Annotated in this window: 14 protein-coding genes; 11 read left to right on the forward strand and 3 right to left on the reverse strand. The window is 61.3% G+C overall.

The window, feature by feature from the left end; genetic code table 11:
* Positions 1–204 precede the first annotated feature (204 nt).
* The 5 genes from SxD43FB_RS07875 (at position 205) to SxD43FB_RS07900 (ending at position 10190) form a co-directional block, all read left to right on the forward strand.
* Positions 205–1863: an alpha-L-arabinofuranosidase C-terminal domain-containing protein gene (locus SxD43FB_RS07875; protein WP_343228838.1), complete on the forward strand. Its 1659-nt coding sequence runs from the start codon at positions 205–207 to the stop codon at positions 1861–1863.
* Positions 1864–1960: 97 nt separating this feature from the next.
* On the forward strand, positions 1961–3352 hold the full coding sequence (locus SxD43FB_RS07880; RefSeq protein ID WP_096061698.1) for a glycoside hydrolase family 43 protein: 1392 nt from the start codon (positions 1961–1963) through the stop codon (positions 3350–3352).
* A gap of 38 nt (positions 3353–3390) precedes the next feature.
* Positions 3391–6333: a TIM-barrel domain-containing protein gene (locus tag SxD43FB_RS07885; RefSeq protein ID WP_255245636.1), complete on the forward strand. Its 2943-nt coding sequence runs from the start codon at positions 3391–3393 to the stop codon at positions 6331–6333.
* Between the two features lie 282 nt (positions 6334–6615).
* Positions 6616–7782, forward strand: coding sequence for a PepSY-associated TM helix domain-containing protein (locus SxD43FB_RS07890; protein ID WP_096061699.1), 1167 nt, complete (start codon positions 6616–6618; stop codon positions 7780–7782).
* A 233-nt stretch (positions 7783–8015) separates the two neighbouring features.
* On the forward strand, positions 8016–10190 hold the full coding sequence (locus SxD43FB_RS07900; RefSeq protein WP_096061701.1) for a TonB-dependent siderophore receptor: 2175 nt from the start codon (positions 8016–8018) through the stop codon (positions 10188–10190).
* Between the two features lie 91 nt (positions 10191–10281).
* On the opposite strand, the gene ligD is transcribed toward SxD43FB_RS07900, so the two are convergent.
* The 3 genes from ligD to SxD43FB_RS07915 form a co-directional block, all read right to left on the reverse strand.
* Positions 10282–12759 (reverse strand): DNA ligase D, encoded by a 2478-nt coding sequence (gene ligD / locus SxD43FB_RS07905; protein WP_096061702.1) that lies wholly within the window; start codon positions 12757–12759, stop codon positions 10282–10284.
* A 72-nt stretch (positions 12760–12831) separates the two neighbouring features.
* Positions 12832–13719 carry a Ku protein gene (locus SxD43FB_RS07910; RefSeq protein ID WP_096061816.1) on the reverse strand — a complete coding sequence of 296 codons (888 nt, stop codon included), beginning with the start codon at positions 13717–13719 and terminating at the stop codon, positions 12832–12834.
* 169 nt (positions 13720–13888) lie between these two features.
* Positions 13889–14935, reverse strand: a complete 1047-nt coding sequence (locus SxD43FB_RS07915) for a LacI family DNA-binding transcriptional regulator (RefSeq protein WP_176482705.1) — start codon at positions 14933–14935, stop codon at positions 13889–13891.
* Positions 14936–15193: 258 nt separating this feature from the next.
* Between SxD43FB_RS07915 and SxD43FB_RS07920 the strand changes: the two genes are divergently transcribed.
* The 6 genes from SxD43FB_RS07920 (at position 15194) to SxD43FB_RS07945 (ending at position 25126) form a co-directional block, all read left to right on the forward strand.
* Positions 15194–17584 (forward strand): TonB-dependent receptor, encoded by a 2391-nt coding sequence (locus SxD43FB_RS07920; protein WP_255245637.1) that lies wholly within the window; start codon positions 15194–15196, stop codon positions 17582–17584.
* Positions 17585–17669: 85 nt separating this feature from the next.
* Positions 17670–19379 (forward strand): glycoside hydrolase family 3 N-terminal domain-containing protein, encoded by a 1710-nt coding sequence (locus tag SxD43FB_RS07925; protein ID WP_096061705.1) that lies wholly within the window; start codon positions 17670–17672, stop codon positions 19377–19379.
* Complete coding sequence (locus SxD43FB_RS07930) at positions 19373–21298, forward strand: glycoside hydrolase family 3 N-terminal domain-containing protein (protein ID WP_096061706.1); 1926 nt, start codon at positions 19373–19375, stop codon at positions 21296–21298. The genes SxD43FB_RS07925 and SxD43FB_RS07930 overlap by 7 nt, the downstream gene beginning before the upstream one ends.
* An 8-nt stretch (positions 21299–21306) precedes the next feature.
* Entirely contained in the window at positions 21307–22239 is a 933-nt protein-coding gene (locus SxD43FB_RS07935; RefSeq protein ID WP_096061817.1) for a formylglycine-generating enzyme family protein, read from the forward strand.
* Entirely contained in the window at positions 22236–23876 is a 1641-nt protein-coding gene (locus SxD43FB_RS07940; protein ID WP_096061707.1) for a sulfatase, read from the forward strand. Before SxD43FB_RS07935 ends, SxD43FB_RS07940 begins: the two co-directional genes overlap by 4 nt.
* A complete protein-coding gene (locus tag SxD43FB_RS07945) occupies positions 23873–25126 on the forward strand; it encodes an MFS transporter (protein WP_037475605.1) in 1254 nt (417 codons plus the stop codon). Before SxD43FB_RS07940 ends, SxD43FB_RS07945 begins: the two co-directional genes overlap by 4 nt.

Genomic DNA, 25126 nt, shown 5'->3' on the forward strand with positions numbered 1-25126 from the left:
GACGAAAATGGGAAGATATCGACGATATGGGCGGATGCGTCTTGCCCCTCGATCAAGCCCTCGACCACATCGCTGAAAACAGCATCTTCTGGACCTGGACCTGACCAAAAACGTACAAAGTCGAGCTAAGAGCCTGGTGGCGGGAGGATAGGCTGTGTTGACAAAGGGAGATAACTGATAGCAATTGTATGAGTTAAATTCTGTGTGACGGGATGGCGCGTCTCAAACAGAGTGACTGGCTTGGAGGGTATGCGGAATATGATCGTCAAACATGCGCTAGCGTTGGCCATTTCCGTCGCCGCTTCTCCGCTGCTGGCTCAGCCTACTCCGATAAAGATGAGTGTCGCGGCGGATGGCACTGGTCCGAAAATCGATCGCAACATCTTTGGTCAGTTTGCCGAAAATTTGGGAACCGGCATTTATGGCGGCGTTTGGGTCGGTGAGGACTCGTCGATCCCCAATGTTCGGGGCATGCGCAGCGATGTCGTGAGCGCGCTGAAGGCCTTGAAAGTCCCAAGCGTTCGCTGGCCTGGAGGCTGCTTCGCCGACGAGTATCACTGGCGCGATGGCGTCGGGCCACGGGCCAAGCGCGCAGTCACCGTAAACGGCAGTTGGGGCAATGCCCTGGAAAAAAACGACTTCGGCACCGACGAATTTTTCGACTTTCTCAATCAGATCGAATCAGAAGCCTATATTTCGGTGAATATGGGATCAGGCAGTGCCAAGGAAGCGGCCGACTGGATGGCCTATATGACCGCTGATCCGGGTACGACGGCAGGTGCGGAGCGTGCGGCCAACGGGCACCGCGAACCGTACCGCGTCAAGTTTCTGGGTATCGGCAATGAAAGCTGGAGTTGCGGCGGCGCCTATAGCGCGGACTATTATGTCGATGAGATGAAGCGCTACGCTCGCTTCACGCGCAACCTCAATATCCAGCAGCAAGGCACGGACAACCCCGCTGGCGGCTCGGTCGCGGGCACAGATCCGATGCAGCGGATAGCCGTTGGCCCAGGATCGCTGGATACGGCCTATACCGAAGCCGTCATGAAGGCATGGAAAGGCCATGACTGGAGTTGGAGCATCGAAGGTCTCTCGATGCATAACTACACTTGGATGAGTTGGCCCCCTTCCTTTTCAAGCATCGACTTTGGCGAGCGTGAATATGCCATGCTCATCAAGGATACGCTGAAAATGGAGGATATGATCCGGGTCCATTCGGCTGTCATGGACAAATATGATCCGGCCAAGAAAGTCCCGCTGGTCATCGATGAATGGGGCGTATGGCTTGCCAAGCTGCCCGGTAGCCGGGACGGTTTCCTGCATCAGCAGAACTCGATCCGCGATGCCATCATAGCGTCGATCAACCTCAACATGTTCACGCGCCACGCAGACCGCGTTCGCATGACGGTGATCGCCCAGATGGTGAATGTTCTCCAGGCCATGATCTTGACCGATGGGCCCAGGATGGTGCTGACGCCCACCTATCATCTCTTCAAAATGTATGTGCCCTTCCAGAACGCGACGCGACTGCCGATAGATTTCGATGCCGGGACTTACAGCTTCGGGGATGTGCGTGTTCCGCGCATAGACGCGATTGCCGCGCGGGGCACGGATGGGAAACTTTGGATCGTGCTAACCAACGTCGATCCCTCCAAGCCTGCTGAGATAGATGCGCAGATAGCGTGTATTCGTGTCGGCGCTGCATCTGGGACAGTGCTGACCGCCGATCGGGTTGATGCGATCAACAGCTTTGACAAGCCTGACACTGTCGCGCCGCGACCAATCTCCGCACGGGTAAATGGGGGACGCCTACAGGTAACGCTGCCGCCAAAGTCGGTCACTGTGTTGTCGGTTACGCCATGATAACGCGGGGATACTGGCTTCTTTGACGCTTGAAGCGATGCGCCAGCCCAGGTCGATCAGGACTGCTTCTTCGCTTCTGCAAATGGGATCCTTATCCATGCAATCAGTTCGCCCATTTCTCGCTATCATGTCGCTGGCGGTGATATTGCCCTGGTCTGCTGCACAGGCCGACAATCCTATCATCCAGACCCGCTTTACCGCGGACCCGGCTCCGTTCGTGCATGATGGCGTGGTGTATCTCTACGCCAGCCATGACGAGGATGATGCCGACGGGTTCAAGATGCTCGACTGGCGGCTGTATAGTTCGACCGACATGGTCAACTGGACCGACCGGGGCGTCGTCGCTTCGCTCAAGACATTTCCCTGGGCCGTGCAGAGCAATGATGCCTGGGCGCCGCAGGTGATCGAACGCGATGGCAAATTCTACCTTTATGCGCCGATCAGCGTGGCCGGATCGCCCAAGAATGTGATCGCTGTCGCCGTAGCGGACAGACCGGAAGGTCCGTTCAAGGATGCGATCGGCAAGCCGCTGATCGCGCCTGGCAATGGCTATATCGACCCGACCGTGTGGATCGACGATGACGGGCAGGCCTATCTCTACTGGGGCAATCCCAGCCTGTGGTATGTCAAGCTGAACAAGGACATGGTGTCCTATTCCGGTGAAATTCAGAAGGTTGCCCAGCCAGCCGATTATCAAGAAGGGCCGTGGTTCTATAAACGGGCGGGTCATTATTACATGGCCTATGCATCGACCTGCTGCCCCGAAGGGATCGGCTATGCGATGAGCAAGGGGCCGACCGGGCCGTGGGTCCACAAGGGCAAGCTCATGGACCCCAGCCCGCGCTCGACCGGCAACCACCCCGGCATCGTCGACTATAAGGGCAAATCCTATCTGTTCGGATTTCACTATGAGCTGAATTTCGACATGACGCCGATCCATCATGAGCGGCGGGCGATCAACGTCACCAGCTTCACGTATAATGCCGACGGCACCATCCCCAAACAGCCCTGGTGGGACACGAAGGGCGCAGCGCAGATTGCTCCGGTCGATCCGTACAGCCGAGTGGAGGCGGAGACGATCGCCTGGACGTCACGGATCAAGCGCGACCGGGACCGGCCCTATGATTGGGCACCGGGCGTACTGACGGAGGCCGGGGATGCGGGCGGCATGATCGTCACGCGCACCACGAACCGCAGCTATATCAAAGTTGCAGGCGTGGATTTTGGTAATGATGGGGCCAGGACGTTCGTGGCCAGCGTCGCCAACGCGCTGCCCGGGGCGCAGATCGAATTGCGGGTGGACGGCCTGACCGGGCCGGTGATCGGCACGCTGACGGTTGGGGCGACCGGCGCGGCGGGGCAGTGGCAGGAGCAATCGACGGAGGTGTCCGGCGCGACCGGCGTCCGCGACCTGTTCATCCTGTTCAAGGGTAAGGGCGATGACGAACGCTCGCTGCTCGATTTCGACTATTGGCGTTTCGCACGATGAACGGTCGCATAATGACGAACGAAATGAGGAGAGGGCGGATGTCGCCATATTGGATGGGTACGGTTGCGGCCATATTGGCATTGGCGCCGGTATCGGCACGGGCCGCGCCGCCGCCGACCGGACTGGACGAGTTGGGACAGATGCAGGCGCTGGTTCCGGCGGATGATGCGGCGTTCCATTTTCAAAAGCTGCGCAGCGGGGTTCAGTTTCGGCTGAACGGCGTCACCAAGTCGGTGATCTTCTATTCCCCGACGGTCGTGCGGGTGAACGCCAATCTGGGCGCATCCTATTGGACCCAGCGCAGCCTGGTCGTCATTCGCGAGCCTGAAGCGGTGCCCTTTACCGTACGCGAGACGGCCGACACGCTGGAACTGGTCGGGCAGAAATTGCGCGTGAGCATCGACAAGGGCAGCGGCGCGCTGACCTATCATGATCCGTCGGGACGATTGCTGACGCGCGAAAAGGCGGAGGCACCGCAGTCGATCGAGAAGCGCACTATCTCCGACGCGCCGACCTATGAAGTGGAAAATAGCTTCACGCTGCAACCCGATGAGGGGATTTACGGGTTCGGCTTCACCGCCGATGATGAGGTCAATCGCCGGAACAAGGAATTGCTGCTGGTCCAGACCAATGTCGGCATCATCATCCCGGTGATGGTGTCGACGCAGCGATACGGCATTTTGTGGGACACCTACTCCCAGATGCGGTTCAAGGATGATGCACAGGGCGCGCGGTTGTGGGCGGAAAGCGCGCCGGGCGGCGTGGATTATTATTTCATGGCGGGCGATCCGGCGGCCAAGGATACGCTCGATAGCGTCGTGGGTGCCTATCGCTGGCTGACTGGCGACGCGCCGATGGTTCCCAAACAGGCGTTCGGCCTGTTCATGAGCAAGGAGCGTTACCCTACGCAGGACCGCATCGTTGAGGTTGCCAAGACCTTTCGCAAGGAAGGCTTCCCGCTCGATTATATCGTGCAGGACTGGCAATATTGGGGCAGCGACCGCGACGGCACATGGTCAGGCATGATCTGGAACCCCGAACGCTTTCCCGACCCGGCGGGGATGAGCCGGACGATCCATGATCTCAACATGAAGCTGATGGTGTCGATCTGGCCATCGGTGGGCAATGACACGGCGCTGGCGCGTGAACTCGACCAATATGGCCTGCGCTTCAAGCCACTGCACTGGATTTCCAAAAAGGCGCGCGTCTATGACGCCTATAGCGCCAAGGGGCGGGAGATTTATTTCAAACATATCAAGTCTGGGCTGCTCGACAAGGGCGTGGACGCGCTGTGGATGGACGGGACCGAGGTCGAGGTGAGTTCCGCCATGTGGAACCCGGTCGACAATGTGCGCGACACCAAGGCGCTGGGCCAGAATGCGCTGGGCGATTTCACTCGTTACCTGAACCCCTATTCGCTGTTGACGACGCAAGGCACCTATGAGGGGCAGCGCGCCATTAGCGACAAGCGCGTCTTCACGCTGACGCGATCGGCCTGGGCGGGGGCGCAGCGCACGGGCGCGGTGTCATGGTCGGGCGACATCTATGCCAGTTGGCAGACATTCGCGCAGCAGGTGGCAGGCGGCGTCAATGTGACGGTCACGGGCAATCCCTATTGGACGCAGGATACCGGCGGGTTCTTCGTCAGCGACTTTCCCGGTGGCGAGAAGAATCCGGCATGGCGCGAACTGTTTGCGCGCTGGTTCCAATATGCCGCGTTCAACCCGATCATGCGTGTGCATGGGACGAACGTGGAGCGCGAACCCTATATCTTCAAGACGCTGGACCCGCCGGTGTACAAGACGCTGCTCGACACGGTGAACCTGCGCTATCGGTTGTTGCCCTATATCTATAGCCTCAGCGCGCAGGTGACGGCGGATCGCTCCACCTTGATGCGGCCGCTGGCGATGGATTTCCCCGACGATCCGGCGGTGCGTAACATCAACGACAGTTTCATGTTCGGATCATCGTTGCTGGTGCATCCCGTGACGCGGGCGATGTATAATATCCTGCCGTCGCTACCGACGATGGTGCCAGCGCAGCATTTGCGCTCGGCTGATGGCAAAGCGGGGCTGGATGTCCAATATTTCGCGGGCGAGAATTTCGAGACGCCGCGTGGCAAGGGCGTGGACGCGAAGATCGACCATACATGGCCCGACCCACCGCTGGCCGAAATGCCGCCGGGCCTGACGTCGCTCAGCCATTTTTCCGCCCGGTGGAACGGCACACTGATCGCGCCGGAGGATGGCGAGTATGAGATCGGGCTGAACGGCAATGACGGGATGCGGCTGTATCTGGGCGGCAAGGTGGTGATCGACGAATGGAACCGCAGCGCGACGCGCACGCGGACGGTGAAGCGGACGCTGAAGAAGGGCGAGGCGCTTCCCGTGCGGCTGGAGTTTTTCCATCCCGAAGGTGGGCGGGTGTTCCGCTTCATATGGCGAACGCCGAGCGAACTGCAGCGCGATAAAGCCGCAATCAATGCGCCGCGTGACCTGACGATGCGGACCTATCTGCCAGCAGGGACGGACTGGTATGATTTCTGGACCAACCAACGTCATGGCGGGGGCGAAACGGTGTCGCGCGAAGCGCCGCTCGACATCATGCCACTCTACGTCCGGGCTGGATCAATCGTGCCGATGGGGCCGGTGATGCAATATGCGACCGAAAAGCCGGACGCGCCCTATGATGTGCGCATTTATGCGGGGGCAAGTGGGCGTTTCACGCTCTATGAGGACGACAACGAGACTTATGCCTATGAAAAGGGGCAGTCGGCACGCTTTGATCTCGACTGGGATGATGCGAAACGGACGCTGACAATCAGTCAACGGCGCGGGTCTTTCCCTGCGATGACAAAACAGCGTCAGCTTAAGGTCACCGTCATAGGACAAGAGAAATCTTTGGTAGCCGCTTTACCCCCTGTCGAACGAGAGGTTGTCTATAACGGCAACAGCCAGGAGGTGCGCTTCAACGCTCCATAGTGCCAGAAAATGACTGCAAAGTGAGAATCATGCTCTAACGGTTGTACGTATTCTACACGCCCGTCTGCGTATCATCAATCAAGTGTAGGATGGCGCGATCCTCCTTATTCAGCCATTGATAGAGGCGCGCGCGGCGCTCGCCCCCAGCGGTCATATTCAGCTTGTCCAATTCCCCTTGGTGTAGCGGCTTTCAATCCTATCACAGACCTATTTGCCCTTGAATGTTTGCACGTCCCGATTTATCGCGAATAATTCGCATTACTAAGCAAGGGGCGCTCTATAATGACCCGCGGCACAATCCGCGTGTGGTATCTCGTTCATAAATGGACCAGCCTCATCTGCACGCTGTTCCTGCTGATGCTTTGCGTCACCGGACTGCCGCTGATCTTTCACGATGAAATCGACGCGCTGTCAGGCGAACCCGACAGCATGGCCGCAGGGGGACCGCCTTCATCCAGCGATGCGCCCGGCTTGAAATCGCTTGATGCTTTGCTGGGGACGGTTTTGGCAAATGCACCGGGCCAAGTTCCGGTATTCATGGCGTTCGACAATGACACGCCACTGATGACCATCACCACGGCCCCGCAGCCGGACAGCAGTGGTGCGGACATGACCATTCATGTTCTTGATCGCGCGACCGGGGAAGTGACGGGTCGGGAGAGCGAGGAAGGTGTGATGCATTTTCTGCTCCAACTGCATACCGACATGTTTATGGGTCTGCCCGGCATGCTTTTCCTGGGTGTCATGGGCTTCCTGTTTTTCATCGCGCTGCTGTCAGGGACGGTTCTCTACGCGCCCTTCATGCGCAAGCTGGACTTCGGCACCCTGCGTGTGAGCCGTAGTCGGCGGCTGCGGCAGATCGACTATCATAATCTGTTGGGCATCGTTGCCCTGGCCTGGATGGGCGTCGTCGGGCTGACCGGCGTGATCAATGCCGCCGCGACGCCGCTGCGCCAGATGTGGCAGATGGACGAACTTGCCGAAATGACCCTAGCCTATGCGGGCCAGCCGCCATTGCCACCGTCGCGATACGGGTCGATCGACAAAGCCATGGCGGCGGTACGGGCGGCGCGGCCGGGCAATAACCCGCAGTTCATCGCCTTCCCTGGGGGTGGGTTCAGCAGCAAGCATCATTATGCCGTTTTCCTGCAGGGCACGACGAAGCTGACCGAACATGTGCTGACGCCAGCGCTGGTCGATGGCGAAAGCGGCGTGCTGACCGACATCCGCCAAATGCCCTGGTACATGGTTGCGCTATCCTATTCGCAACCTCTGCATTTTGGCGACTATGGTGCGCTGCCGCTCAAGATTCTCTGGGCGATCCTTGACCTTTTCACCCTCTATGTCCTGTGGACCGGCTTGCTGCTGTGGCTGGGCAAGCGGCGTGCGGGCGCTGACGCGCATGTCCGCGAGGTCGAGAGCGGTGGTCTCGTGGCGGCGGCGGAATGACTGGCAAGTCCCGAAATCATGTCCGGTCGCTTCGCCATATCTTCGGCGCGCCGCTGATCATCGCCCTACTGAGTCTGGTCGGGCTGGTGTCTGCGCTGGCCGGTGACGGCGCCGCGGATTGGTTGTCCTGGGCGGCTCTCTTGGTCCCGCCTCTCGCGGTCGTCTGGGCGATGCGGAAACATAGACGCTGATTCAGCCCATCTTTCGATCTTTTTGTCCTGGGGAATACCATTGTGACGTCCAAATTTTCGCGCCTGATGATCGGCGCATCGCTCGCGACCTTCGCTGTGCCCGCCTTCGCGCAGGACAGTGCCATCATCGTTACCGCGCAGAAGCAGAACCAGACGGCTGTGTTGCGCGGAGGTAATGTCGGCATATTCGGCGACAAGGCTGCGCAAGACACGCCGTTCAGCATCAAGACCTATAATGAGGCGCTGATCCTCAACCAGCAGCCGCAGACATTGGGCCAGGTTCTGGAGAATGATCCGTCGATCCGCACGACGCTGGGCTTTGGGATTGCCGGCGAACTGTTTGTGATCCGCGGCTTTGCTCTGAGCGGAGACGATGTCGGGTTCGGTGGCCTTTATGGCATAGCGCCGCGCCAGTTGGTTGCGCCCGAACTCGCTCAGTCAGTGCAGGTGCTGAACGGCTCCAGCGCCTTCATCAACGGGGCCGCGCCGGGCGGCAGCGGCATCGGCGGCAGCGTCAACCTGATGCCCAAGCGTGCGGGCGCGCATGATCTCAATCGGCTGACCGTCAACTATACCGGGCCAGAGCATATTGGCGGCGCGTTCGACGTCAGCCGTCGCTATGGGGCGAACGACGAATGGGGTGTGCGGATCAACGGCACGGCGCGACGGGGCGATGTGGCAATCGACGATGAATTTCGCAGCTCCTACCTATTGGGCGGCGCCATCGACTATGACAATGGCCCGCTGCGGCTAGCGCTCGACATCGTCTACCAACGTGTGAGGGTCGCGCACCAGCGACCCAAGCTGGTGGTCGGCAATATCATTCCTGCCGTGCCGGGGTCATCGACCAATTATGGTCAGCCATGGCAGAATAGCACGCTGCGCGATATCTTCGGGCAATTCAGGGCCGAATATGACATTGCCGACAATGCGCTGCTCTATGCATCATTCGGCGCGCGCGACGGGTCGGAGCGCGGTTTCTACCAGACCATAAGACTGACCGACGCAGCTACCGGCGCGGCCACGGCACAGGGTTCCTATATCCCGCGCACGGATAACAACGAGGCGGCTACCGTAGGTCTGCGCGCCATGCTGGCATCGCGCCTCTGGACGCATGAAGTCAATGTCGGCGGGTCGATCAACTGGCTGGTTAACCGCAATGCCTATTTATTCTATGCGGCCTCGCCGGTGGCGACCAATATCTATGATCCCGTCGCTGTCCCGCGTCCCGATGTGGTCACCTTCGCAGGTGGCGACATTGACGATCCATTCCCGATCAACCGGCAGAAATTGAGCAGTCTGTTCGTGTCCGACACCATCGGTTTCTGGAACGACCGGCTGCAGATCACCGCCGGACTGCGGCTGCAGATGATCGGCAGCAAATCCTATGCCGCAAACGCCACGGGACCAATCGCTGCCGGTGGTCTGACCGGCCGCTATGATGAAGATGCCGTGACGCCGGTCCTCGGTCTCGTCTTCAAGCCCGTCAACGGCGTGTCATTCTACGGCAACCGGATAGAGGCGTTGGTGCCCGGTGCCACTGCAGCGGTCAGCGCCAATACCGGCACCGGCGTCCTGCCCGTCAGCAATGGCGGTGAGACGCTTCCACCCTTTCTATCCACGCAATATGAATTGGGTGGCAAGGTTGCGCTTGGCAAGCTGAACGCCAGCCTGGCCTTATTCCAGATCGATCGCGACATCGCTATCTATACGCTCGACGCGGCGCGGCCGGGCTTTCTTGTCTATGGCCCGTTCGGCACGCAGCGGCACCGCGGTATAGAATTGAGCATCGAAGCGGAGCCGTTGGAGGGCTTGCGCCTGATCGCTGGCGGATCGGTGATCGACGCCGAACTGCGCCAGACCCAGGGTGGGGTCAATGAAGGCAATAAACCGACCGGCGTTCCTGAATATATGCTCAACGCCAATGTCGAATGGGATCTGCCGTTCGCCCCGGCATTCACCGTTACGGGCCGGGCGGTGCATACGGGAAAGCAGGCCGCCAACCTTGATAACACGCTGTTCCTGCCTAGCTGGACACGGTTTGATCTCGGCCTGCGCCATGTCTCGCTGCTGGGCGACAGCCCGCTGACGCTGCGTGCGGGCATCGATAATATTGCCAACCGGCGTTATTGGGCGTCCGCGTTCGACAGCTTCCGTCCGGACCTGTTGCAGGGCATGCCCCGCACCTTCAAAGCGTCGGCATCGATTGAATTTTGAGCCGTCAGTGTGGTCGGGCAGTCGGAGGTGCCCCAATATCGGTGGCGCAAACCCGAAGGATGAATCGGCCACGTCTTCTGCCCGACCCAATCTATAGGTCGGGCAGGATCTGATCGGCTCTGCCCCAATGGGCCAGATCCCTGGATGCCGCGCGCTTCGCCATTTCGCCTGCATCCCCGATATGCCAATGGTCTGGGCCATCGAGCGTGCGCAGTTCCTCCCAGCTGATCGGCACGGCGATCGGTGCGAACGGCCGCGATCGCGCGCTATAGGGCATGACGGCCGTCGCGCCGCGCTGGTTGCGCAAATAGTCGATGAAGATCTTGCCCGTCCGCTTCGCCTTGGCGAGTGCGGCGGTGAACCGGTCGGGGTCAGCCTGCGACAAAGCGATGGCAAACCGATGCGCGAAATCCTTGACCTGCGGCCATTCCGCGCTGGGGGTCAGCGGCGCGATCACATGCACCCCCTTGCCACCCGTCACCATCGGAAAGGTCACGAGCCCCATCTGCGCCAGCATATCCTGAAGGTGGAAGGCGGCTGACACCACATCCTTGAACGCCAACCCCTCGTCGGGATCAAGATCGAACACAAGCCGGTCGGGCTTCTCGACATCCTCGATTCTGGCGCCCCAGCCGTGAAATTCGATCGTCCCCATTTGAACGCAGGTCAGCAGCCCCGCGGGCGTATCGACAAAGAGATAGGGTTCCTCCTGGCCGTCCTTTTCGAGGATACCCACCTGCTTGACGTCGTCGCCGAAGCTGCCAGCATCATGTTTCTGGAAAAAGCATTTCTTGTCGCGACCTTGTGGACAGCGCACGACGCTGATCGGCCGACTGCCTGCCCAGGGCAGCATGATATCCGCCACCGTCTCATAATAGTCGGCCAACTCGCCCTTGGTGAGCTTGCCCTCCGGGAAGATCACCCGATCGCGATTGCTGATCTTGACCCCGCTGGTCGCGGCGGGCTGCGTCGCCTGTCCGACCGGTGCTTCGACCTCCAGCACGACGGCTTCCGGCTTCTTGTCCTCACGTAGACCCAGATAGCTTGAATGGCGCAGCACGCCTTCGTCGGTAAACTCCGCAAAGGCGACCTCGGCGACCAGTTTCGGTGTGATCCAGCGCGCCTCGCGCACCGCCGCGCGCGGGGCCTCGACCGTCGGCGTCTTCCGGGCCAGCGGTGCCATCAAGGCCAGCAGCCGCGCCATCTCATCTGCCGAAAAGCCGGTGCCGACCTTCCCGGCGAACCGCAGCACGCCCTTGTCATGGACGCCGAGCAGCAGCGAGCGGAACCCGCGCTGCTTGTCCGAGGGTAACCAGCCCACAATCACGAATTCCTGACGCCGGATGCACTTGGTCTTGACCCAATTGCCCGATCGCGCGCCGGAATAGCGCGCATCTACCCGCTTGGAGATGACGCCTTCAAGTCCCGCGCCGCAAAAGCGCTCGAACAACTGCTCACCGCGCCCGACAATGTGGTCGGAATAACGAATATGCCCCACCCCGTCGCCGATCAGCGTGGCGAGCATCGCCTTGCGTTCGATCAGCGGCCGCCCGGTCAGATCCTCGCCATTCAATGCCAGCAGGTCGAACGCCATATAGTCGATCTGGCCCGGATCGTCTTTTAGCGCGGCCTGCAAACCCTGAAAGCTGGTGCGGCCATCGGGCAGGATCACCACGGCCTCGCCGTCGATGAGGGCGCTGGATGCGTCCAGTTTTGTTGCGTCAGCGATCAATCCGGCAAAGCGATCGGACCAGTCGAGGCCCGATCGCGTATAAGCGCGGCCATCGTCGCCGCTCATGGCCAACAGCGTGCGATAGCCATCATATTTCAGCTCATGCAGCCAATGATTGCCCGCTGGCACATGATCGACCAGCGTCGCCAACTGTACCGGCTGAAACGGCGGCGGAGCATCGCCCTTCGCTATTCCGCGTACAGCCGCCTCCGCCTTTGCGGCCTTACGCTTGGGAACGGTTTTTCCGGCAGCGATTTCCTCCATCGTGCGGCCGCTGTCGATGCTGGTGAGATGATGGCTGACCAGATCGTCCGACCCACCGGCGAAGGCGTCATTGACCTTGCGCAATATCCAGTTTTCGCCGCGCTCCTTCCCGCGTGGCTTGAGCCGGAACAATATCCATTCGCCCTGCATCCGGCGGCCGTGGAGGATGAAATGGAGATGCCCTTCGGGCAGCGTCTTGCGGGGGTCTTTGCCCGCCACCGGTTCCCATGTGCCATTGTCCCACAGCATGACGGTGCCGCCGCCATATTCGCCTTTGGGGATCAGGCCTTCGAACCGCGCATAATCGAGCGGGTGATCTTCGGTCCGCACGGCCAGACGCTTGTCGTCGGGATTGGCGCTCGGCCCACGGGTGACGGCCCAGCTGACCAGCACGCCATCCAGTTCCAGTCGGAAATCATAATGCAGCCGCGACGCTGCATGTTTCTGGACGACAAAGCCGTTGCCGGTCGTCGGAAACTCCGCACCGGCAGGCTCGGCCGTGCGCGCAAAATCGCGCTTGGCCCGATAGAGCGCCAGGCTGTCCTTTGGAGATTTGTCCTGCGCCTTGGCCATGCCGGTTCGATCCGTCCCTTTGCCCGTCAATCCACAGACGTGGCGACTCGTTCCGAGGGTATCTCAATCGGGTCATGCCCGCTTCTTGGCGGATGTTTTGCCTGCCGACTTCGCGCCGCTTTTGGCCGTTGCCTTGCCCGCTGGTTTCTTCGCGGTCGTCTTGGCCTTGCTGGCCGGGCCGATGGATTTCTTGAGCGCGGCCATTAGATCAACGACATTGCTGCCGCGTGGATCGGCGCTGGCGTCATCATCGCTATCGATGTTGAGCGTCTTCCCCTTCTTCTTATGCTCGATCAGCTCTTTCAACGCATCGACATAGCGATCGTGAAAATCGCTCGCATCGAATTTGCCCGTCTTCTTGTCGATCAAGGTCGTGGCGAGTTCGAGCAATTCGTCGTCCGGCTCGTCATCGCCAATCTCGCGGAAATAGCTGGCGGCCTTGTTGACTTCATCGGCGTAGCGCAACGTCTCCATCACCATACCACGCCCGCACGCCTTGATGCTGACGACATATTCCCGGCCGCGCATCGCCAGTTGGCCAAGGCCAACCTTCCGACTGCGCCGCAGCGCTTCCCGCAGGACGATGAAGGCTTCCTCCGCCAGGTCGTCGGCGGGCACGACATAATAGGGCTTTTCGAAATAGACCATGTCGATGTCGTGTGCATCGACAAACTGGGTCAATTCCAGCGTCTTCTTGCTCTCCAACTTGACGCCTTCGATGTCCGTCTCGTCCAATAGCACATATTCGCCCTTGGCATATTCAAAGCCTTTGACGATGTCGTCCAGATCGATCGGCCCGATGCCGGGCACGACCTTTTCATATTTGATCCGCTTGCCCGATGGCTCGTGGATCTGGTTGAAGGCGATCGTCGCGCCACTTCTGGTCGCGGAATAGATTTCGACAGGGATGGACACAAGCGCGAGCCGGATCTGGCCTTTCCAATAGGGTCGTGCAGCCATGATCATCTCCCGTCGGTCCAAGGCATCAACCCTCCGCGCGTTGACGCGGTTCCAGCCTATGGGCTTCTGCACGCCCAGTTCGCCGTCCACTGCTTTGAACGCGGGCAGGACATCGTCACAGGCCCCATCTCATAACTGCGCTGTCCTTACTTTTGGTCAGTCCGATGATCTAATGATCCTCCGATCGACGCGGCGGCGCAGTCGATTCGCGGACGGCGAGCATATAGTCGAGGTGCGTGGCGCTTTTTGCTGGGGCATCTCCTCCGCGTGCCAGCATGATGCCCAGCGTCGCCGCCTCCGACGCGATCCTTGCCCCCGGATGGCGAACTGTCGTCAAAGCAGGCCAGATCTTCACCGCAATGGGGGTGTCATCGAAACCCGCGACCGACAGGTCGTGCGGGACATCCAGCCCCTGCCGATGCGCCAGCGACGTAACGGCCGCCGCGACATCGTCGTTGCTGGCGAAAATGGCGGTGGGCCGGGGGGCAAGGCTCAGAAGCGTCTGCGCGGCGTCCAGCCCGGATTCGAAACTCATATCGCCATCAGCGATCAGTTCGGGGCGTAGGGCGATGCCGGCCTCTTGCAACGCGGCGATATAGCCGTCCCGCCGCGTCCTGCTGATCAGATGATGCCCGGCGCCGCGAATGAAGCCGATATCCTTATGGCCGAGGCTGATAAGATAGCGCGTCATGTCGCGCGCCGCCGCAAAATCATCGATGCGGATGCAATATTCGTCAGTGAGATCGTCGCCGGGGGAAAGCGCCACGATCGGCACTGGCGCATCTTTGGTCAGGCCATGGCTATTGGCGATCTCGCAATAGGGCGGAGCAATCAGGATGGCGTTCGCACCGTTGCTGATAAGGGTCTGAATACCCGCCGCCACTTCCCCGGCGTCGCCCACTTCGAGCGGCTGCAACAAGAGTTGCGCGCCCATGCGGTTGGTAGTTTCCAGGCTGCCGATCAGGATCGAACTGAGAAACGCATTTTCGATATTGCGATACATCAGGCCGATGCGGGTCATGCCGGAGCCAGCCAGCGACTTGGCTGCAGGGTTGAGGGAATAGTTAAGCGTCTTGACGGCGTCCATCACCGCCTGCCGCGTGCTTTCGCGCACCTTGTGCCGGTTGTTGAGAACGTTCGACACGCTCATGGGCGACACGCCTGCGAGTTCGGCGACGGTCTTGATGGTGATCGTCTTGCTCGGCCGTCTTGTCATCTTTTTCCCAAACCCATACTCTTCCATAGCTTAACGCGCCTGCGCTTCAATCCATGAATCGCCTGCACGGGCGCGGCCTGTGTCGGAAAAGCGACAACCCCGCCCGGAAAAATATGTAGCGCTACATATTTGTTTGACTCAAGGGTCGGAAGGCAACATGTAGCGCTACAAGATCAATGGGCGCTTCGGGTCGCATAGCCCATATTGTTTGTTTGCAAACGTCGGAAATCAATCCGACAGGCATAAAGGGGAGGTACTATGAAAGCTTCTAAGGTCACTCAGCGTCTGTCCGGCTCGTCGATGATCGGGCTGATCGCGACGCTCGCCGCCGCCAACATGACTCCCGCCTTTGCGCAAGATGCAGCGATTGCCGCGGTCGAGGACAATAATGCCGGCACCGACATCGTCGTCACCGCGCAAAAGCGCGCCGAGCGGCTGCAGGATGTGCCGCTCGCCGTCACGGCCGTTTCGGCCGATGCCCTGTCCAACCGCCAGATCAACGACAGCGCCTCGCTGGTGCAGGCCGTGCCCTCGCTGACTTTCCAGCAGGGCGCAACACCCACCAACAGCAGCTTCCGTATCCGCGGCATCGGCACCGCCCTGTTTGGGCAGGGTGTCGAATCCTCCGTGTCCACCGTCGTCGATGGCGTCGTCGCCGTGCGCCAGACGCAGGGCTTTACCGACCTCGCCGATATCGAGCGTATCGAAGTGCTGCGCGGGCCGCAGGGCACGTTGTTCGGCAAGAACGCGACCGCTGGTGTCATCAGCGTCACGACCGCGCGCCCCTCGCGCGAATTTGAAGGCCGCGGCGAAGTGACCATCGCCGAGCATGACGAATATCGCGCCCGCGGCACCGTGTCCGGCCCGATCAGCGACACGCTGCGCGCCCGCGTCACCGGCTTCTACAACGACGTGCGCGGCGTTTCCCGCAACATCGCCACCGACAGCTGGGACAATGGCTCCAAATCCTGGGGCGTGCGCGGCAAGCTGGAATGGGACGCGACCGAGCATCTGAACCTGCTCTTCACGGGCGAATATCGCAAGACCGAAGCGGATTGCTGTGCGTCGACCTGGATCGCGATCAACAATCCCAACCTGCAGACGCTGGTCGGTCCGATCAATGCGACCCGCGAAAACCGCACGCTCAATGATGAGACGGTCACCTCTTCCAACAGCGACCAGCAGACCTATTCGCTACAGGCCGACTGGGATCTGGGCGGCGCGACCCTGACCTCCATTACCGCCTATCAGGATTATTATCTGGAAGTGAACCAGCCGATCGAGCGCATCAACAGCGATGTTCCGCTCTTCGTTGGTGCCTCGGCCGCCTACTCCAATTGGAACCGCAACGGCGGTGCCCTTGATATTGGTGCTTTCAGTCAGGAACTGCGGATCGCCAATAATGACAGCGGCAATTTCAACTATGTCGCTGGCGTTTTCTACATGCATTCCGACATCAAGCGGCCTTTCGACCGTCGTCGCGCGCGCTGCACGGCGGGCACCTTCGGTCAGCCATGTGCGCCCGAAAATACCATCTACCAATCTTCGGCCAGCAACATCCGCTTGAAGCAGGACAGTGTCGCTGCCTTTGGTCAGGTCGAATATCGCATCACCGGCGGTCTCAAGGCCATTGGTGGCCTGCGCCTGCAATATGAGAAGGGCACCAACAGCGGCAGCCGCATCGCGCCGCTAGTCCCCGGCGATGCCGTCATGCCCGGCAATGCGCCTGTCAGCGGATCGGTCACGGCGGACGATACGGCAGTGACCGGCAAGGCGGGCTTGCAATATGAATTCAGCCGGGATGCGCAGGTCTACGCCAGCTATACGCGCGGCTATAAGGGGCTGGGTTATGATATCGAGATTTCGGCCAATCTCGCCGATCAGACAGTGCTCGAACCCGAACATGTCAATGCCTATGAAGTCGGCTTCAAGGGACGCACGGCAGATGGCGTCCTGAGCGTCAGCACCGCCCTGTTCCTGGCTGACTATTCCAATCTTCAGGTTCAGGCCAACCGTTCGGACATCGCCGCGGGCGTCACGCAATTCGCGCCCACTAACGCCGGCAAGTCGCAAACCAAGGGCTTTGAAATTGAAGCGATCGTCCGTCCCGACGATCGCTTCAGCCTGACCGGCGCCGTCACCTACTCCCACGCCACCATCGATATTGACGGTCTCAATTGCCCGCAGCAGTTCAACGCTGCCGCGCCGGTCCTGTCGGGCATGCCGACCAACATCTGCTATCGCCCGGCCGCGGGGGTCACGCCGGTCCAGAACCTGCGCGGCGCGACGCTGCCGGTAAGCCCGCGCTGGAAGATCAGCTTCGCTCCTCGCTATGAGGCGGACATTGCAGGTACGAATCTTTCGGGCTTTGCGCAGGTCGGCGTCAATTTCCAGAGCGCGATGAACTTCTCGGTCGAGCAGGATCCGTTGCTGGAACAACCTGCCTATACGCTGGTCGATGCCAGCATCGGCGTGAAGCAGATCGATGGTCGTTACAGCCTGACCCTGTTCGTCAAGAACCTGTTTGACGAAAACTACCTCACCAGCATCGGCCATACGTCGTTCCTGGGCGGCAATACCGACCTCGTGGGCACCTTCAACAAGGACGCGGACCGCTACTTCGGCGCCACCCTCGGCGTGAAGTTCTGATCCGACGGCGCGGCGGCGAGATCGCCGTCGCGCCCCTGTTGTTGGTGGGAGCTGAACCGATGAAGAACCCGCAAGGTTCGCCCGCATGAATATTGGCCGTGAATCCCTGTCGACCGATGTAGCGCAACGCACCTCTCCGCTTACCCTGTCACCTGAGGACACACGCTGGGTCGAGCGCACGCGCGACGCCCTGAGCGTCGAGGCGCAGATCGCGCAGCTGTTCATCCTGTCCTCGCGCCATGACAGTGTGGCGGAAACCGACGAACTGCTCGCGCATGCGCCCGGTGGCATTCACCGATTTCCGACGCGCAATCTGGACGCGGCCTGGGCGGCGGCCCGCGATGCGGTCGAGCGGTCGGACGTGCCGCTCATCCTGTCGGGCGATATCGAAGGCGGAACGGTCAGCTATCCCTTCACCACTGCCATTCCCAACCAGATGGGCATCGCCGCGTGTGACGATATTGCGCTGAGCACCCAACTCGCGACCATCGTCGGCCAGGAAAGCCGCGCGCTTGGCTATAATTGGTCCTTCACGCCGGTCGTCGATATTAACCGGGCGTTCCGCAACCCTGTCGTCGGGACGCGCTCCTATGGTTCCGACCCCGACCGCATTCTGGACCAGGCCAAGGCCTATATCCGTGCGCTACAGGCACAGGGCGTTGCCGCCTGCGCCAAACATTGGCCGGGCGACGGGCTGGACGATCGCGACCAGCATTTGGTCACCAGCGTCAACGACATGGACCTCGCCGAATGGGAAGCGACCTTCGGCCGCATCTTCCGCGCGCTGATCGACGATGGCGTGATGACGATCATGTCCGCCCATATTGCGCTGCCCGCCTATATACGGGACAAATTGCCGCGCGCGGGTGCGCAGGCCTATGAACCGGCATCCGTGTCACGCCTGCTGAACGAAGAGCTGTTGCGCGGGCAGCTCGGTTTTGAGGGTTTGATCCTGTCCGATGCCACCGTCATGGGTGGCATCACCAGTTGGATGGGGCGCGCCGAAGCCGTGCCGGCCATCATCGAAAATGGCTGCGACATGTTCCTGTTCAGCCGCGATCCGTCGCAGGACATGGCGCTGATGCTCAAGGGGCTACGTGAAGGCCGCCTGTCGGAGCGCCGCCTGCATGAAGCGGTCACCCGCTGCCTGTCGCTCAAGGCGAAATTGGGTCTGCACCGTATGACGCTGGACGAACGGATCGCGCCTTTGCCGCAGGTGCGCGAAGCCTTGCGCCGTCCCGACCATCTGGACGTCGCGCGGCGCGCCGTCGCGGACAGCTTGACCCTGGTCAAGGATCGCGATGCGCTCCTGCCGATCAGCCCCGCGAACCACCAGCGCGTCGTTATGATATCGGACGCGGGCACCAGCTTTTTCGCAGGCGCACCGGACCGCGACTTCACCCCGCTGGTACAGGGCCTTGAAGAACGGGGCTTTGCGGTCCGGCATTTCGACGCCGAAGCCATGCCGAAGCCGGATGACACCGACCTCGTCCTCTATCTCATCGGCCAGGAAGCGACACCGGGCCTTGGTCATATCTTCCTCGACTTCGCCAAGCTCCACGCTGGTCCCCGCAACGCGATGATCCAGTTCAACCGGGAAATTCCGACGCTGCTCGTCTCCTTTGGGCAACCCTATTATCTGTATGACGCGCCGAACTTCTCTACCTATATCAATGCCTACGCTTCGCTGCCCGATATTCAGACGGCGCTGGTCGAACGGCTGGTAGGGGAGGCCGCTTTTACAGGGGTCAGCCCGGTCGATGCGTTTTGCGGGAAAGGGCAGTTGCGATGGTAGGCTTGGGCAAATGGCTGGCGGCGTCCATCGCGCTTTTTACGCTCAACGCGGCGGCTGCGCCGCCGTCAGGCTGGCGCGACCTCAATCATAATGGTCGGCTTGATCCCTATGAGGACAAGCATGTCCCGATCGATCAGCGGGTCGAGGATCTGCTGGCGCGCATGACGCTGGCGGAAAAAGCTGGCCTGATGCTGCACGGGACGTTGCCGACGCCCGGATCGTCGATCGGCTTTGCCGGACAGGCCTATGATCAGGCGGCGACCACCCGCCTGATGCGCGATCGCCACATATCCAGCTTCATCACCCGCCTCGTAGTGCCGCCTGCCCAATTGGCGGCGCAGAATAATGCGATCCAGAAACTGGCGGAGGCCGGACGCCTCGGCATTCCAGCGACGATCAGCACCGACCCGCGCCACCATTTTCAGGCCACCTTGGGGGCCAGCACGACCGGCGGCGGCTTTTCGCTCTGGCCCGATATGCTCGGCTTTGCAGCGCTGAACGACCCGGCCGTCATGCGCAACTTCGGCGATATCGCCCGCGCCGAATATCGCGCCGTTGGCATCCACATGGCCCTGTCGCCCCAGGCTGACCTTGCCACCGAACCGCGCTGGGCGCGCTTTTCGGCGACCTTCGGGTCCGAACCCGACACGGTGTCGCGCCTCGCGGGTGCCTATGTCGAGGGTTTCCAGCAGGGGACCAACGGCGTCACTGCGCAGGGCGTCGCCACCGTCGTCAAACATTGGGTCGGCTATGGCGCGCAGCCGGAGGGGTTTGACGGGCATAATGGCTATGGCCGCCATGCCACTCTGACCGACGCATCCTTCGCCGATCATATCCGCGCCTTCGATGGCGCACTGGCCGCGCGCAGTGCAGGCGTCATGCCGACCTATGTCATTGTGCAGGGGCCCAAGGTTGCAGGACAGCCCATCGAGCCGGTCGGCGGCGGCTTCAACACGCAATTGCTGTCCGGCCTGCTTCGTGGCGACAAGGGTTTTGCCGGTTTGATCGTATCGGACTGGTCGATCACCCGCGATTGCCCACAGGCCTGCGTCGCGCCGAACGCCGCCAACCCGCAGACACCCGCATCGATCGGCATGCCCTGGGGCATGGAGCAAGCGGACAAGACGGCCCGCTTCGCCAAGGGCATAGCGGCAGGCATCGACCAGTTCGGCGGTACCGACGACCCCGCGCCAATCCTTGAAGCCGTCGCCACGGGGCAGGTCAGCGTCCAGCGGATCGACGAGTCCGCCCGCCGCGTGCTACGCCTGAAGTTCGAACAGGGGCTGTTCGACAACCCTTATGTCGATGAACAGGCGGCCGCACGGATCGTCGGCAATCCTGAGGCCCAGCGCCAGGCCGATGCGGTCCAGCGCGCTAGCCAGGTGCTGTTGCGCAACGATCGCGCAACCCTGCCGGTGGCGCTGGGCCAGCGCATCTGGCTGCACGGCGTCGATCCGGTTGCAGCTCGCGCCGCTGGCTTCGTCGTGGTGGACGATCCGGCGCAGGCACAGATCGCGCTGGTGCGCACAGCGACGCCGTTCGAAACCTTGCACCCCCATCATTTCTTCGGCTCTCGCCAGCATGAAGGGCGGCTGGACTTCCGCGCCGATGACGAGGATGTACAGGCGATCGCACGCGCCGCCGCCCACGTCCCCACCATCGTCGCGGTAGAAATGGACCGCCCCGCGATCCTGACCGCGATCGAACCCATGGCTCGCGCCGTGATTGTCACCTTCGGCGCGAGCGATGCCGCCGTGCTGGACGTGGTCGCGGGCCGCGCCACGGCAAAGGGCCGCTTGCCCTTCTCGCTGCCCCGGTCGATGGCCGATGTGGAGGCGCAGCGTCCCGATCTTTCCGATGATGGCCCACCCTCCGCCTATCCGCGCGGCGCGGGGATCGTGGTGGGCGGCGACCAATGACCGACGGCATGCGCCATGTGCCCGGCGGCGCGTTCCAGATGGGATCGGACCGTTTCTATCCCGAAGAAGCACCCGTCCGCCGGGTTCAGGTGGATGGCTTCTGGATGGACGAGACCCCGGTAACGAACCGCGATTTCGCGCGCTTCGTGGCAGCGACCGGCCACGTCACGCTGGCCGAGATTGCGCCGGACCCCAAAGACTATCCCGGCATGGACCCGGCCTCGGCGCTGCCTGGATCGTTGTTGTTCCAACGCACGCGCGGCCCGGTGGATCTGGCCGACTATAGCCAATGGTGGCAATTCAGCTTCGGCACCGACTGGCGGCACCCCCATGGCCCCGACAGCAGCCTCGACGGGCTGGAGGATCATCCGGTCGTCCATGTCGCGTTCGAGGATGCCGAAGCCTATGCGAAATGGGCAGGGAAATCGCTGCCGACCGAAGCGGAATGGGAATATGCCGCGCGCGGCGGCCTGGATGGCGCGGACTTCGCCTGGGGTGACGAACTGGCACCGGCCGGCGCGATGTTGGCCAATTATTGGCAAGGGGCCTTTCCTTTCGCCAACACATTGGACGATGGCTATGAACGGACCTCGCCGGTCCGCACCTATCCCGCCAACGGCCATGGCCTGTTCGACATGATCGGTAATGTGTGGGAATGGACGACCGACTGGTTCGCTCAGCCCCGGATCGAGCGCAAGGCCAAGGGCAGTTGCTGTGTTCCCGCCAATCCGCGCGGCGGCACGAAGCGCGAAAGCCTCGACCCCGCCAATCCCGATACACCCGTCCCGCGCAAGGTGCTCAAGGGCGGCTCCCACCTGTGCGCGCCCAATTATTGCCAGCGCTATCGCCCGGCCGCCCGTCATCCACAGGCGGTGGATAGTTCGACCAGCCATATCGGCTTTCGCTGCATCATCCGCGACAAGAAGGAAAACCGCTCATGAAGAACGCCCGCCGCGCGCTGCGCGCCGCCGCCCTTGCCGCTTGCACCTTGTTGGGACCGGGCGTGCTGGCCAAGCCCGTCAATGCGCCGCAAAAGCCGACCAACATGATCTTCGTGCTGGTCGATGACCTGCGCTATGATGCGATGGGCTTTCTGACGCCGGGCCTTCAGACGCCGAACATCGACGCGCTGGCCAAGAATGGCGTCTATTTCCCCAACGCCGTTGTCACCTCCTCGCTCTGCTCGCCCAGCCGCGCGACGATCCTGACCGGCCAGACCGCGCGCAACCATGGCGTGGTCGACAATAATAATAGTTCGGAGGAGGGCCTGACTTTCTTCCCCAAATATCTTCAACAGGCAGGCTATCAGACCGGCTTCTTCGGCAAATGGCATATGGGTTTCGACACCGATGCGCCGCGCGAAGGCTTCGACAAATGGGTCAGCTTCAAGGGGCAGGGCACCTATTTCCCGACCGAATTGCTGTCGCCCGAACGGCTCGCGGCGGGCGATCGGCAAATGCTCAACGTCGATGGTACGGCGGTGAAGCGCACCGGCTATATCACCGACGAATTGACCGACTATGCGATGAACTGGCTGGAAAAGGGGCGCGACACGTCCAAGCCCTTCTTCCTCTATTTAAGCCACAAGGCCGTCCATAGCGACCCGCTACCGCCCGAACGCTACAAGACCCAGTACAGCAAGCTCGACATCAAACTGCCCGCCAGCATGGCGAACACGCCGGAAAATAACGCGGGCAAACCTCTGTGGGTTCAGAACCAGCGCAACAGCTGGCATGGCGCGGACTTCCCCTATCATACCAACAATCCCATGACCGAGCAGGTCCGCGACTATTATCGCACGCTCAGCCCCGTCGATGACAGTCTGGGGCGGATCATGGCTTACCTCAAGAAGAACAAGCTCGACAAGAATACCATGGTCGTCTTCTATTCCGACAATGGCTTCATGATCGGCGAACATGGCCTGATCGACAAGCGCAACGCCTATGAGCCCTCGGTCCGCGTGCCGATGATCGTCTGGGCACCGGGCATGGTGCCAAAGGGCGTCACCAATCCGGCGGTCGTGCGCAACCTCGACCTCGCGCCGACCTTCCTCGACATCGCCCATGTCGCCAAGCCGCAGCAGATGGAGGGCAAGAGTTTCCTCCCCGTGGCCGAAGGCAAGATCGACGAGAAGGCCTGGAATCCCGGCGATTTCGTCTATGAATATTATTGGGAATGGAGCTTCCCGCAGACCCCCACGACCTTCGCGATCGAACGGGACCGGGTGAAATATATCCAATATCATGGCGTCTGGGATCTGGAGGAATTGTATGACCTCAAGACCGACCCGGACGAGATGCATAATCTGATCGAAGATCCGGCGTGGCTCGACACCAAGATTACTTTGCGCAAGGCGTTGTTCGACCAACTCGGCAACAGCAAGGGCGAGCATGTCGTCCCCTACACCCGCAAGACGAGTTCGGGCCTGGTCCATCGCAAGATCGATGGCACCCGCGCCGCCGATTTCCCGGCCGACTGGTATGTTAAGCCCAACCTGCCGTCGAAGATGAACGACCTGTTCGCTGATACGCCCGCGAAGCAGAAAGCCGATGCCGCGGGCAAGGCCTATCGGCCATGATCGGTCAACCGACCGTGCATCAGGGGCGTCCGCCGGTGTCGCTCGGCTTCATCGCCATCTATGTGCTGGCGCAGTTCGGCATCTGGATCGCCCTGCTGACGCCGGTCGTCATCACCATCGCGCTGCGCGTCAGTGAAATTGCGGGGGAAGCCGAAAAGGGCCGCTGGCTTGGCATCATCCTCGCCATCGGCGGCTTTGTCGCGCTCGTCATCACGCCGATCTGCGGTGCGCTGTCGGACCGCACCCGCAGCCGCTTCGGCCGCCGTCGCCCCTGGCTGGTCGGTGGCCTGTTGGTCAGCGGATTGGGACTGACCATCCTCGGCACTGCGCCCAATCTGCTGCTGCTGGGTATTGGCTGGGTCATCTGTCAGGCCGGATTTAATGCCATGCAAGCCGCCTGCCTGCCCATCCTGCCCGACATCATTCCCTTCCGCATGCAGGGCCGCGTAGCCGGTATGCTCGGCATGACATCGACCGCAGGCACCTTTGTCGGGAGTTGGATCACGCAATATACGCAATCGTCGGACCTGCTGATGTTCCTGGTGCCCTTTGGCATCACGGTCGCCAGCGTCTTGACCCTATGCGTCATCCTGCCCGATCGTCCGGCGGTCAGCAGCGACAGCAAAATGAACCCGCTCATCATGCTGCGCTCCATTTTCGCGCCGTTCCGCGACTGGGATTTCAGCTGGGCCTTCGGCAGCCGCTTCCTCATCATGATGGCCTGGTCGTTCCTGCTGACCTATCAGCTCTTCTTTCTGACCGACCAGCTATCGCTCAGCCGGTCGGACGCGACCCAGGTGATGGTCAAGTCGATGGCGATCATCGCATCGGCCACCATCGCCATCTCGCTGGTCGGTGGTTTCATCACGGACTGGACCGGCCGCCGCAAGCCGCTGATCTTCGTTGCCGCCGCGCTGGAAGCCTCCGGTTTTCTGGTGATCGCGCTTGCGCCGTCCGTGTCGCAATTTCTGGTCGGCGTTGCCCTGGCGGGGATCGGCAAGGGGCTCTATTTCGCCGTCGATCTGGCTTTGCTCGCGGCGATCCTGCCAAGCGAGGAAGATCGCGCCAAGGATATGAGCGTGTTCCAGATCGCCAACTCCCTGCCCCAGTCCCTGGCCCCGGCCATCGCCCCCATCATCCTCGCCATCGGCAGCGCGAGCGGCAAAAATTACGCCGCCATCTATATCGTCGGCTGCCTCTTCGCCTTGCTAGGGGCCTTCGCGATCAACCCAGTCCGCCGCTCTCGGTAG

Origin of the sequence: Sphingobium sp. D43FB, assembly GCF_002312805.1 — a bacterium.
GTDB lineage: Bacteria > Pseudomonadota > Alphaproteobacteria > Sphingomonadales > Sphingomonadaceae > Sphingobium.

Coding starts and splice junctions, on each gene's coding strand:
- SxD43FB_RS07880 (WP_096061698.1), top strand. CDS start 1,961: ATGCAATCAGTTCGCCCATTTCTCGCTATCATGTCGCTGGCGGTGATA.
- SxD43FB_RS07885 (WP_255245636.1), top strand. CDS start 3,391: ATGTCGCCATATTGGATGGGTACGGTTGCGGCCATATTGGCATTGGCG.
- SxD43FB_RS07890 (WP_096061699.1), top strand. CDS start 6,616: ATGACCCGCGGCACAATCCGCGTGTGGTATCTCGTTCATAAATGGACC.
- ligD (WP_096061702.1), bottom strand. CDS start 12,759: ATGGCCAAGGCGCAGGACAAATCTCCAAAGGACAGCCTGGCGCTCTAT.
- SxD43FB_RS07910 (WP_096061816.1), bottom strand. CDS start 13,719: ATGGCTGCACGACCCTATTGGAAAGGCCAGATCCGGCTCGCGCTTGTG.
- SxD43FB_RS07915 (WP_176482705.1), bottom strand. CDS start 14,935: ATGACAAGACGGCCGAGCAAGACGATCACCATCAAGACCGTCGCCGAA.
- SxD43FB_RS07920 (WP_255245637.1), top strand. CDS start 15,194: ATGAAAGCTTCTAAGGTCACTCAGCGTCTGTCCGGCTCGTCGATGATC.
- SxD43FB_RS07925 (WP_096061705.1), top strand. CDS start 17,670: ATGAATATTGGCCGTGAATCCCTGTCGACCGATGTAGCGCAACGCACC.
- SxD43FB_RS07930 (WP_096061706.1), top strand. CDS start 19,373: ATGGTAGGCTTGGGCAAATGGCTGGCGGCGTCCATCGCGCTTTTTACG.
- SxD43FB_RS07935 (WP_096061817.1), top strand. CDS start 21,307: ATGCGCCATGTGCCCGGCGGCGCGTTCCAGATGGGATCGGACCGTTTC.
- SxD43FB_RS07940 (WP_096061707.1), top strand. CDS start 22,236: ATGAAGAACGCCCGCCGCGCGCTGCGCGCCGCCGCCCTTGCCGCTTGC.
- SxD43FB_RS07945 (WP_037475605.1), top strand. CDS start 23,873: ATGATCGGTCAACCGACCGTGCATCAGGGGCGTCCGCCGGTGTCGCTC.